Here is a 12,170-nt window from a genome sequence, read left to right on the forward strand (position 1 = left end):
AAACGAGTGTCCCTGATCGCTTCAGACCACTTCCGCATCGTTGTCGGCCTCGGCAAGAGCGGCATGTCCCTGGTTCGCTTCCTGGCGAACCGGGGCAAGCCGTTTGCCGTGGCCGATACGCGGGAAAATCCACCGGAGCTGGTCACGCTGCGCCGTGACTACCCGCACGTGGAAGTGCGTTGTGGCGAGTTGGATGTGGAGTTTCTGTGCCGTGCCGATGAGCTCTACGTAAGCCCCGGCCTGGCCTTGGCGACACCGGCCCTGCAAGCTGCAGCCGCGCGTGGCGTGAAGCTGTCCGGTGACATCGACCTGTTCGCGCGTCACGCCAAGGCGCCGATCGTGGCCATCAGCGGCTCCAACGCGAAAAGCACCGTGACTACCCTGGTCGGCGAAATGGCGGCTGCGGCCGGCAAGCACGTGGCGGTGGGCGGCAACCTCGGGACACCGGCGCTGGACCTGCTCAGCGACGACGTCGAGCTGTACGTCATGGAGCTGTCGAGCTTCCAGCTGGAGACCACCCACGACCTGGGTGCCGAAGTCGCCACCGTATTGAATGTCAGCGAAGACCACATGGACCGCTACAGCGGCCTGCCGGCCTATCACCTGGCCAAGCACCGGATTTTCCGCGGTGCCAGGCAAGTGGTGGTCAACCGCCAGGATGCCCTGAGCCGTCCGCTGATGGGCGAGGGCTTGCCGTGCTGGACCTTCGGCCTGGGCAAACCCGACTTCAAGGCCTTTGGCATCCGCGAAGAGAACGGCGAGAAATACCTGGCCTTCGAATTCCAGAACCTGATGCCCGTGCGCGAACTGAAAATCCGTGGTGCGCATAACCAGTCCAATGCCCTCGCGGCCTTGGCGCTCGGGCATGCCGTTGGCCTGCCGTTCGACGCCATGCTGTCGAGCCTGCGTTCCTTTGCCGGCCTTGAGCATCGCTGCCAATGGGTGCGTGACCTCGATGGCGTCAGCTATTACAACGATTCCAAGGCCACCAACGTCGGCGCTGCACTGGCCGCCATCGAAGGCCTGGGGGCCGATATCAAGGGCAAGCTGGTGCTGATTGCCGGTGGTGACGGCAAGGGCGCCGACTTCAAGGACCTTAAAGGTCCGGTGGCCGCCCATTGCCGTGCCGTGGTGCTGATGGGCCGCGACGCCGACCTGATCGCCGCCGCCCTGGGGGACGCCGTGCCGCAAGTGCGCGCCACCTCCCTGGACGACGCTATCGCCCAGTGCAAGGCCTTGGCCCAGCCGGGCGATGCGGTGTTGCTGTCGCCGGCCTGTGCGAGTCTCGACATGTTCAAGAACTACGAAGAGCGCGGCCAGTTGTTCGCTCGCGCCGTGGAGGCCTTGGCATGAATATCAACTTGCGCAACATCATCAAGCCGTACCCTTCGCCGATTATTACCGGGCGCGGTATCGACCTGGATTTCCCGATGCTCGCCGGTTGCCTGGCGCTGCTCGGACTGGGCCTGGTGATGATCACCTCGGCGTCTTCCGAAGTGGCCGCCGTGCAGTCGGGCAACACCCTGTACATGATGATCCGTCACCTGGTGTACCTGGTGATCGGCCTCGGGGCGTGCATCGTCACCATGATGATCCCCATCGCCACCTGGCAGCGCCTGGGTTGGCTGATGCTGATCGGTGCCTTCGGCTTGCTGGTCATGGTGATCCTGCCCGGCATTGGCCGTGAGGTGAACGGTTCGATGCGCTGGATCGGCTTCGGTGCATTCAACGTGCAGCCGTCCGAGATCGCCAAGGTGTTCGTGGTGATCTACCTCGCCGGTTACCTGGTGCGTCGCCAGAAAGAAGTGCGCGAAAGCTGGATGGGCTTCTTCAAGCCATTCATCGTGCTGCTGCCCATGGCCGGCCTGTTGCTGATGGAACCTGACTTCGGTGCCACCGTCGTGATGATGGGGGCCGCGGCGGCCATGCTGTTCCTCGGCGGCGTGGGCCTGTTCCGCTTCACCTTGATGGTGGTGCTGGCGGTCGCTGCGGTGACCGTGCTGGTACAAGCGCAACCTTACCGGATGGCGCGCCTGATCACCTTCACCGACCCATGGTCCGACCAGTTCGGTTCCGGCTACCAGTTGACCCAGGCGCTGATCGCCTTCGGGCGCGGCGAGTGGCTGGGCGTGGGCCTGGGCAACAGCGTGCAGAAGCAGTTCTACCTGCCGGAAGCGCACACCGACTTCGTGTTCTCGGTGCTTGCCGAAGAGCTTGGCGTGGTCGGTTCGCTGTGTACCGTCGCGCTGTTCGTGTTCGTGTGTGTGCGCGGCATGTACATCGGCCTGTGGGCCGAGAAGGCCAAACAGTATTTTGCCGCTTATGTGGCATATGGCTTGTCGTTCCTGTGGATCGGCCAGTTCCTGATCAATATCGGTGTGAACGTCGGCCTGTTGCCGACCAAGGGCCTGACCTTGCCGTTCCTCAGTTATGGCGGCAGTTCGTTGGTGATTTGCTGCGCCTGCCTGGGGTTATTGCTGCGCATCGAGTGGGAGAGTCGAACCCACCTGGGCAGCGAAGAGATGGAGTTCAGCGAAAGCGACTTCGCCGAGGAGCCGACCCATGGGCGCTAACGTGCTGATCATGGCAGGCGGCACCGGGGGCCACGTGTTCCCGGCCCTGGCTTGTGCCCGCGAATTCCAGAACCGTGGCTACACCGTGCACTGGCTGGGGACGCCGCGTGGCATTGAAAACGAACTGGTGCCGAATGCCGGGCTGCCGCTGCACTTGATCAACGTCAGCGGCCTGCGTGGCAAGGGCAAGTTGTCTTTGCTCAAGGCGCCGTTCGTGTTGCTCAAGGCGGTGTGGCAGGCGCGCAAGGTCATTCGTGAATTGAAGCCGGTGTGTGTGCTTGGCTTTGGCGGCTATGTGACAGGCCCTGGCGGTGTTGCCGCGAAGCTCGCGGGAGTGCCGGTGATCGTGCATGAGCAGAACGCCGTGGCCGGCACGGCCAACCGTTTGCTCGTGCCTTTGGCGGCGCGGGTGTGTGAAGCGTTCCCCAACACCTTCAGTGCCTCGGACAAACGTCGCACCACCGGTAACCCGGTGCGCACCGAGCTGTTCATGGCCATCGCCCGTGAAGCATTGGCCGGGCGCAAGGCGCACCTGCTGGTCCTGGGCGGAAGCCTGGGTGCCGAGCCGCTGAACAAATTGCTGCCGGAAGCGGTGGCGCAATTGCCTGTGCAATTGCGCCCGGAAATCTTCCACCAGGCGGGCAAGCATCACGATGAAGTGACCGCCGCGCGTTATCGGGAGGCAGGTGTGGAGGCCAATGTGCAGCCCTTCATCAAAGACATGGCCCATGCCTATGGCTGGGCCGACCTGGTGGTCTGTCGCGCTGGTGCGCTGACCGTCAGTGAACTGGCCGCTGCCGGACTGCCGTCGTTACTGGTGCCTTTGCCCCATGCGATCGACGATCACCAGACCCGCAACGCCGAATATTTGGCCGGGGAGGGCGCTGCCTTCCTGCTGCCGCAAAGAACGACTGGCGCCGCCGATTTGGCCGCACGCCTGACCGAGGTTTTGATGCAACCGGAACGACTCAACAGCATGGCGAGCACCGCAAGCCGCCTGGCCAAGCCTGACGCAACCCGCACCGTGGTCGATATCTGCCTGGAGGTGGCCCATGGTTGAGAATCAGAAAGCCATGCCGCAACCAGAGATGCGCCGCATCCGCCGCATCCACTTCGTCGGTATCGGCGGCGTGGGCATGTGCGGTATTGCCGAGGTGTTGCTGAACCTCGGCTACCAGGTGTCGGGCTCCGACTTGAAAGAGTCGCCGGTCACCGATCGCCTGAAGTCCTTTGGCGCACAGATTTTTATCGGCCACCGCGCCGAGAACGCCACCGAGGCTGACGTGCTGGTAGTGTCCAGCGCTGTGAACACGTCCAACCCGGAAGTGGCCACCGCCCTTGAGCGCCGCATTCCCGTGGTGCCACGCGCCGAGATGCTGGCCGAGCTGATGCGCTATCGCCACGGCATCGCCGTTGCCGGCACCCACGGCAAGACCACCACCACCAGCCTCATTGCCTCGGTGTTCGCGGCCGGTGGCCTGGACCCGACCTTCGTCATCGGTGGCCGCCTGAATGCAGCCGGCACCAATGCCCAGCTCGGCACCAGCCGCTACCTGATCGCCGAAGCCGACGAAAGCGATGCCAGCTTCCTGCACCTGCAACCGCTGGTGGCCGTGGTCACCAATATCGACGCCGACCACATGGCGACCTACGACGGTGACTTCAACAAGTTGAAGAAAACCTTCGTCGAGTTCCTGCACAACCTGCCGTTCTATGGGCTGGCGGTGGTGTGCCTGGATGATCCGGTGGTGCGTGAAATCCTGCCTCTGGTCAAGCGCCCGACCGTGACCTACGGCTTCAGCGAAGACGCCGACGTGCGCGCGATCAATGTGCGCCAGGAAGGCATGCAAACCTTCTTTACCGTGCTGCGTCCCGACCGCGAGCCACTGGACGTGTCGGTGAACATGCCGGGCAACCACAACGTGCTCAATTCCCTGGCGACCATCTGCATCGCTTCTGACGAGGGCGTCAGCGATGAGGCCATTGTCGAGGGCCTGTCGTGCTTTGCCGGCGTGGGCCGTCGCTTCCAGGTCTACGGCCAGTTGCCGGTGGAAGGTGGCGACGTGATGCTGGTGGACGACTACGGCCACCACCCGACCGAAGTCGCCGCGGTGATCAAGGCCGTGCGTGGTGGCTGGCCGGAGCGTCGCCTGGTGATGGTCTACCAGCCGCACCGCTACAGCCGTACCCGCGACCTGTACGACGATTTCGTCAATGTATTGGCCGATGCCAACGTGCTGCTCTTGATGGAAGTCTACCCAGCCGGTGAAGAGCCGATCCCGGGTGCCGACAGCCGCAAGCTGTGCAACAGCATCCGTCAGCGTGGCCAGTTGGACCCGATCTACATCGAGCGCGGCGTGGACCTGGCGCCGATCGTCAAGCCGCTGCTGCGTGCCGGCGATATCCTGCTGTGCCAGGGTGCCGGTGATATTGGCGGCCTTGCGCCGAAATTGCTCGCCAGCCCGCTGTTTGCAGCCGCGCAGGGGAAGTCGAAATGACCGTGAATTACGACGCCCTGTTCTCTACCATCGCGCCTGCCGACTTCGGCCGCGTGGCGGTATTGTTCGGCGGCAAGAGCGCCGAGCGCGAAGTGTCGCTCAAGTCCGGCAATGCCGTGCTTGAAGCCCTGCAAAGCGCTGGCGTGAATGCGTTCGGGATCGACGTGGGCGATGACTTCCTCGCCCGCCTGCAGGCCGAGAAGATCGACCGCGCCTTTATCATCCTGCACGGTCGTGGCGGTGAAGATGGCAGCATGCAGGGCCTGCTGGAGTGCGCAGGCATTCCTTACACCGGCAGCGGTATCCTGGCTTCCGCGCTGGCGATGGACAAGTTGCGCACCAAGCAGGTGTGGCACAGCCTGGGTATTCCAACCCCGCGCCACAGTGTCCTGTGCAGCGAAGACGATTGTATTTCCGCAGCCAAGGAACTGGGCCTGCCTTTGATCGTCAAACCAGCCCATGAAGGCTCCAGTATCGGCATGGCCAAAGTGAACTCGGCCGCCGAATTGATCGACGCATGGAAAGCGGCAAGTACCTACGATTCGCAAGTGTTGGTGGAACAGTGGATCCAGGGTCCCGAGTTCACCATCGCCACCCTGCGTGGCCAGGTATTGCCGCCCATCGCATTGGGCACGCCCCACACCTTTTACGACTACGACGCCAAGTACCTGGCTTCCGATACCCAGTACCGGATCCCGTGCGGCCTTGACGCAACCAAAGAACAGGAATTGATGGACCTCACGGCGAAAGCCTGTGAGGCGCTGGGTATCGCCGGTTGGGCGCGGGCAGACGTGATGCAGGATGACCAAGGGAATTTCTGGTTCCTGGAAGTCAACACCGCACCGGGTATGACCGACCACAGCCTGGTCCCTATGGCCGCTCGCGCCGCCGGTCTGGATTTCCAGCAGTTGGTGCTGGCCATTCTCGCAGCAAGCATTGAGGCTCGAGGCTAAGACATGAAAGGCGCATCGCTTCGTCATCAGCCCCCCGCACCCGGCCGCAAGCCGGTGCCACGGGGTGCCAGTCGAATGGTGGCTAAAGAGCCGATGTCGGCGCGCCTGCCGAAAGCCAACTTTGGTTTTATCAAGGCGCTGTTCTGGCCGGTGCTGCTGGTGGTGCTGGGCTTCGGCACTTACGAAGGCGCACAGCGTCTATTGCCGTATGCCGACCGGCCGATCACCAAGATCAGCGTGCAGGGCGACTTGAGCTACATCAGCCAGCAAGCGGTGCAGCAGCGCATCGGGCCGTTCCTCGCCGCGAGCTTCTTCACCATCGACCTGGCCGGCATGCGCCGGGAGCTGGAACAGATGCCGTGGATCGCCCATGCCGAAGTCCGTCGCGTCTGGCCGGACCAGGTGACGATCCGCCTGGAAGAACAACTGCCCGTGGCCCGTTGGGGTGACGAAGCGCTGTTGAACAACCAGGGCCAGGCGTTCACGCCGCGTGAGCTGGCCAACTACGAACACCTGCCGCAGTTGTTCGGGCCGCAGCGGGCGCAACAGCAAGTGATGCAGCAGTACCAGGCCTTGAGCCAGATGCTGCGGCCACTGGGCTTCTCCATTGCACGCCTGGAACTGCGTGAGCGGGGCAGCTGGTTTTTGACGACCGGGGCAGGCAGTTCCGGCCCGGGCATCGAGTTGTTGCTGGGACGCGACCACCTGGTGGAAAAGATGCGCCGCTTCATCGCCATCTATGACAAGACCTTGAAAGAACAGATTACGAACATTGCGAGCGTCGACCTGCGTTACGCCAACGGCCTTGCCGTCGGCTGGCGTGAACCGGCTGCGCCCACGGCAGCGCAACCCGCTGTCGCGAAGAATTAAGAAGAGGCAGGACCCATGGCAAACGTGCAAAGCGGCAAAATGATCGTCGGTCTCGATATCGGCACCTCCAAGGTGGTGGCGCTGGTGGGCGAGGTCGGGGAAGACGGCACGATCGAAATCGTCGGTATTGGCACGCATCCGTCCCGGGGCCTGAAGAAGGGCGTGGTGGTGAACATCGAGTCCACCGTGCAATCGATCCAGCGCGCCATTGAAGAAGCGCAGCTGATGGCCGGTTGCCGGATTCACTCGGCGTTCGTCGGCGTGGCCGGCAACCATATCCGCAGCCTGAACTCCCACGGCATCGTGGCGATCCGCGACCGTGAAGTCAGCTCGGCCGACCTCGAGCGCGTGCTCGACGCCGCCCAGGCCGTGGCGATCCCGGCTGACCAGCGCGTGTTGCACACCCTGCCGCAGGACTACGTGATCGACAACCAGGAAGGCGTGCGCGAGCCCCTGGGCATGTCGGGCGTACGCCTGGAGGCCAAGGTCCACGTGGTGACCTGCGCCGTCAACGCCGCGCAGAACATTGAGAAGTGCGTGCGCCGCTGCGGCCTGGAAATCGACGACATCATCCTTGAGCAACTGGCTTCGGCCTACTCGGTACTGACCGACGACGAAAAAGAACTGGGCGTATGCCTGGTGGACATCGGCGGCGGCACCACCGACATCGCGATCTTCACCGAGGGTGCGATCCGTCACACCGCTGTGATCCCGATTGCTGGCGACCAGGTCACCAACGACATCGCCATGGCGCTGCGTACACCGACCCAGTACGCCGAAGAAATCAAGATTCGCTACGCCTGCGCCCTGGCCAAGCTGGCGGGTGCCGGTGAGACCATCAAGGTGCCAAGCGTGGGCGACCGTCCACCGCGCGAACTGTCGCGCCAGGCCTTGGCCGAAGTGGTCGAACCACGCTACGACGAGCTCTTCACCCTGATCCAGGCTGAACTGCGCCGCAGCGGCTACGAAGATTTGATCCCGGCCGGCATCGTGCTGACCGGTGGTACCTCGAAGATGGAAGGCGCGGTCGAACTGGCCGAGGAAATCTTCCATATGCCGGTGCGCCTGGGCGTGCCCCATGGCGTCAAGGGCTTGGGCGATGTTGTGCGCAACCCGATTTATTCCACCGGTGTGGGCTTGCTGTTGTACGGGCTGCAAAAGCAGACCGATGGCATTTCCCTGTCGGGCCCGAGCAACCGAGACAGCTACCGCAGCGACGACGAAGCCAAAGCGCCGTTGTTCGAGCGGTTGCAGGCTTGGATCAAAGGCAATTTCTAACGAATTACCGCAACACCGCAACACGGCAAAAAAGCAGTAGGCGAAAAAACTAGAGAAAACGAAAGGAGAGGGAACATGTTCGAACTCGTAGACAACATCCCCGCCAGCCCGGTCATCAAAGTGATCGGTGTCGGCGGTGGCGGCGGCAACGCTGTCAACCATATGGTCAAGAGCAACATTGAAGGCGTTGAATTCATCTGCGCCAACACTGATGCCCAGGCGCTGAAAAGCATCGGCGCGCGGACCATCCTGCAATTGGGCACAGCCGTGACCAAGGGCCTCGGCGCTGGCGCCAATCCGGAAGTCGGCCGTCAAGCCGCCCTGGAAGACCGCGAGCGTATTGCTGAAGTGCTGCAAGGCACCAACATGGTGTTCATCACCACTGGCATGGGCGGCGGTACCGGTACCGGTGCGGCGCCAATCATTGCCGAAGTGGCCAAGGAAATGGGGATCCTGACGGTTGCCGTCGTGACCCGTCCGTTCCCGTTCGAAGGCCGCAAGCGCATGCAGATCGCCGACGAAGGTATCCGTCTGCTGTCTGAAAGTGTTGACTCGTTGATCACCATCCCCAACGAGAAATTGCTGACCATCCTGGGCAAGGACGCGAGCCTGCTGTCCGCGTTTGCCAAGGCTGACGATGTACTGGCCGGTGCCGTTCGCGGTATTTCCGACATCATCAAGCGCCCGGGCATGATCAACGTCGACTTTGCCGACGTACGTACTGTCATGAGCGAAATGGGTATGGCGATGATGGGCACTGGCTGCGCCAGCGGTCCGAACCGTGCACGCGAAGCCACTGAAGCGGCCATCCGCAACCCGCTGCTGGAAGACGTGAACCTGCAAGGCGCACGCGGCATCCTGGTGAACATCACCGCCGGTCCTGACCTGTCCCTGGGTGAGTACTCCGACGTAGGTAGCATCATCGAAGCCTTCGCTTCCGAGCACGCAATGGTCAAGGTCGGTACCGTTATCGATCCGGACATGCGCGATGAACTGCACGTGACCGTGGTTGCAACTGGCCTGGGCGCGAAAATCGAGAAGCCTGTGAAGGTCATCGACAATACCGTTCATACCAGCCACGCCAGCCAGTCGGCTGCCGCTCCTGCGCCTTCGCGCCAGGAACTGCCGTCGGTGAACTACCGTGACCTGGATCGTCCGACCGTGATGCGCAACCAGGCTCAGGCCGGTGCTGCGGCGTCCCGTAGCCCGAATCCGCAAGATGACCTGGACTACCTGGACATCCCGGCTTTCCTGCGTCGTCAGGCCGATTAATGGAATGTATCAGGGCTATGAAGGTGATTGGTGTTCAGCAAAGGTCTGGTCTGCTATTATCGCCAGCCTTTGTTGATACCAGTTCGCAATTTGCGCTGAAGCGGTCCAAGCCATGATTAAACAACGCACCCTGAAGAATATTATTCGTGCCACAGGTGTAGGTCTGCACTCCGGGGAGAAGGTATACCTGACCCTCAAGCCTGCACCTGTCGACACCGGCATCGTGTTTGTGCGTGCCGACCTGGACCCTGTGGTGCAGATTCCTGCTCGCGCGGAAAATGTTGGCGAAACCACGATGTCGACCACGTTGGTCAACGGTGACGTCAAAGTGGACACGGTGGAGCACTTGCTCTCGGCCATGGCCGGTTTGGGCATCGATAACGCCTACGTCGAGCTCTCCGCGTCCGAAGTCCCGATCATGGATGGCAGCGCTGGACCCTTCGTATTCTTGATTCAATCTGCCGGCCTGGAAGAACAGGACGCAGCCAAGAAGTTCATACGCATTCTGCGGGAAGTGACAGTAGAAGACGGCGACAAGCGCGCCACCTTCGTCCCGTTCGAAGGCTTTAAAGTGAGCTTTGAGATCGATTTCGACCACCCGGTATTCCGTGACCGCACCCAAAGTGCAAGCGTGGATTTTTCCAGCACTTCGTTCGTAAAAGAAGTCAGCCGCGCCCGTACCTTTGGTTTCATGAGTGACATCGAGTACCTGCGCAAGCACAACCTCGCACTCGGCGGCAGCGTTGAAAACGCCATTGTGGTCGACGCGGATGGTGTACTGAACGAAGACGGCCTTCGCTATGAAGACGAATTCGTGAAGCACAAGATCCTCGATGCAATCGGTGACCTCTACCTGCTGGGCAATAGCCTGATAGGCGAGTTCAAAGGCTTCAAGTCGGGCCACGCCCTTAACAACCAGCTGCTGCGCAAGTTGATTGAGCAGACAGACGCTTGGGAAGTCGTGACCTTCGAAGATGCCAGCACCGCACCGATCTCTTACATGCGTCCCGTTGCGGCGGTGTAAGTAACAACTCTCTTTCTTTAGTTTTGAAAGGCTGCCTTCGGGTGGCCTTTTTTTATGTCCGTTGCAACAGCGCCGCCCCCTGTAGGAGCGAGCTTGCTCGCGAAAAACCTGAGTGCGCCGCAATAAACCTGGTGCCCGCGTTATCGTTGACGTTCTTCGCGAGCAAGCTCGCTCCTACAGGGGCTAGGTTGCGGCATCGACAATGCAGTTTCGGCCACTGTGCTTGGCTTCATACAGCGCCTGGTCCGCACTCAGCATCAACGCCTCCAATGACATGCGGCTGCGTTTGTCCCAGGTGCTCATGCCGATGCTGACGGTAATCGGCCGTTCATCTTCCGCCACCCGTGGCAAGTGCTCGACGCTGCTGCGGATATGCTCGGCGATCAGCCAGGCGCCCTTGGCGTCGGTGTCGGGCAGCACCACCGCGAATTCCTCCCCGCCATAGCGCGCCGCCAGGTCAGCCGGTCGGCGGATATTGTTGCCGATCACCTGGGCCACGGTGCGCAACGCTTCGTCGCCGCCACTGTGGCCATGGCGGTCGTTGAACGCCTTGAAGTGGTCCACGTCGATCATCAGCAGTGTCAGCGGTTCTGTGGAGCGTTGGGCGCGATCCCATTCCAGACGCAGGCGCTCGTCAAGGACGCGGCGGTTGGGCAGGCCCGTCAGGGCATCGGTGGCTGCTTGTTCTGACAGCACTCTCTCCGCACGATAGCGCCGGCGCAGTTCCCGGCGCAGCATCCAGGTGAGCCACAACAGGCCGATACACAGGATGCCCGTGGCGCCGCTGGTGAGCAGCGCGACACGTTTCCAGGGGGCGAATACGTCTTCACTGGGGAGCGCCACCACCACGATCAGCGGCAGTTCGCCGACATTGGTGAACGTGAACAGGCGCTCCTTGCCGCTGATGGCGGAGATGGCCTGGAAGCTGCCGCTTCCATCGCGCAGCATGCGTTTGAAGTTCGGTCGCTCGCTCAGGTCTTTGTCGATCATGTCGCGTTCAAGCAAAGGTTGCTGGGCCAGCAGGATGCCTTTGTTGTTCAGCAGGTTGACGCTGCTGCCGTTGCCGATCGTCAGGGTGCTGAACAACTGGTCGAAATACGCCAGGCGCATGGTGGCGACCGCGACGCCGGCGAACTCACCATTGGGCCCCGACACGCGCCGGCTGAATGCGATGCGCCAGACCTGGTCGCAGTCGCAATGGATCTTGAACGGTCGGCTGATAAACAAGCCCGCCTGGGCGTCCTTGGCATGCACCTGGAAATAATCACGATTGGCAAAATTGCGCGGAGTGGGCTGCAGGGTCGAGGAGTCGGCGATCACCGCTCCGGTGGCATCCAACAACAGCACCTCACCCTTGAAAGGTGCCGCCATGGACAAGTCAAACTGCACCAGGTGGCGGATATTCGCGGCAACCTGTGACAGGTCCTCACGTTGCGTGGCGGTAATCAGTCCCTTGAGGGCCAGGTCGTACAACTCGACGTTTCGCAGTACATCGGCATTGATCAGTTGGGCAATGTTGGTGGTTGAACGCTTGGCCGCCTGCAAGGTGCTGGCGTGTTCGCGGATCAACAGTGCGGCGACGATGATCACAATCAGGGCGACGGTGAGGCCGCTGCCCAGCATCAGCAATAGTTCGGGGTGTGCAGGTGAGGTGCGAGTAGGGCGTGGGCTCATCGGGCAGACTTCAGCGGTGACGATGCTG

General features: G+C 61.9%; 10 protein-coding genes. 9 read left to right on the forward strand and 1 reads right to left on the reverse strand.

What is annotated here, in order from left to right:
- Positions 1–6: 6 nt before the first annotated feature.
- The 9 genes from murD (at position 7) to lpxC (ending at position 10,468) form a co-directional block, all read left to right on the forward strand.
- Positions 7–1,353 carry a UDP-N-acetylmuramoyl-L-alanine--D-glutamate ligase gene (murD, locus tag A7317_RS04630; RefSeq protein WP_069075281.1) on the forward strand — a complete coding sequence of 449 codons (1,347 nt, stop codon included), beginning with the start codon at positions 7–9 and terminating at the stop codon, positions 1,351–1,353.
- On the forward strand, positions 1,350–2,573 hold the full coding sequence (gene ftsW / locus A7317_RS04635) for a putative lipid II flippase FtsW (protein WP_024073517.1): 1,224 nt from the start codon (positions 1,350–1,352) through the stop codon (positions 2,571–2,573). The genes murD and ftsW overlap by 4 nt, the downstream gene beginning before the upstream one ends.
- A complete protein-coding gene (murG, locus tag A7317_RS04640; protein WP_024073518.1) occupies positions 2,563–3,633 on the forward strand; it encodes an undecaprenyldiphospho-muramoylpentapeptide beta-N-acetylglucosaminyltransferase in 1,071 nt (356 codons plus the stop codon). The genes ftsW and murG overlap by 11 nt, the downstream gene beginning before the upstream one ends.
- Positions 3,626–5,071, forward strand: coding sequence for a UDP-N-acetylmuramate--L-alanine ligase (murC, locus tag A7317_RS04645; protein WP_024073519.1), 1,446 nt, complete (start codon positions 3,626–3,628; stop codon positions 5,069–5,071). Before murG ends, murC begins: the two co-directional genes overlap by 8 nt.
- Positions 5,068–6,024 carry a D-alanine--D-alanine ligase gene (locus tag A7317_RS04650; protein ID WP_069075282.1) on the forward strand — a complete coding sequence of 319 codons (957 nt, stop codon included), beginning with the start codon at positions 5,068–5,070 and terminating at the stop codon, positions 6,022–6,024. Before murC ends, A7317_RS04650 begins: the two co-directional genes overlap by 4 nt.
- A 3-nt stretch (positions 6,025–6,027) precedes the next feature.
- Positions 6,028–6,894, forward strand: a complete 867-nt coding sequence (locus A7317_RS04655; protein WP_069075283.1) for a cell division protein FtsQ/DivIB — start codon at positions 6,028–6,030, stop codon at positions 6,892–6,894.
- Positions 6,895–6,909: 15 nt separating this feature from the next.
- A complete protein-coding gene (gene ftsA, locus A7317_RS04660; protein ID WP_024073522.1) occupies positions 6,910–8,172 on the forward strand; it encodes a cell division protein FtsA in 1,263 nt (420 codons plus the stop codon).
- A gap of 75 nt (positions 8,173–8,247) precedes the next feature.
- Entirely contained in the window at positions 8,248–9,444 is a 1,197-nt protein-coding gene (gene ftsZ / locus A7317_RS04665) for a cell division protein FtsZ (RefSeq protein WP_024073523.1), read from the forward strand.
- A 112-nt stretch (positions 9,445–9,556) separates the two neighbouring features.
- Entirely contained in the window at positions 9,557–10,468 is a 912-nt protein-coding gene (gene lpxC / locus A7317_RS04670) for a UDP-3-O-acyl-N-acetylglucosamine deacetylase (RefSeq protein WP_003171886.1), read from the forward strand.
- 183 nt (positions 10,469–10,651) lie between these two features.
- Here the strand turns inward: lpxC and A7317_RS04675 are convergent, their stop codons facing one another.
- Positions 10,652–12,142: a GGDEF domain-containing protein gene (locus tag A7317_RS04675; protein WP_069075284.1), complete on the reverse strand. Its 1,491-nt coding sequence runs from the start codon at positions 12,140–12,142 to the stop codon at positions 10,652–10,654.
- Positions 12,143–12,170: the final 28 nt, after the last annotated feature.

It is taken from the genome of Pseudomonas fluorescens (genome assembly GCF_001708445.1).
Classification (GTDB): Bacteria; Pseudomonadota; Gammaproteobacteria; order Pseudomonadales; family Pseudomonadaceae; genus Aquipseudomonas; species Aquipseudomonas gorinensis.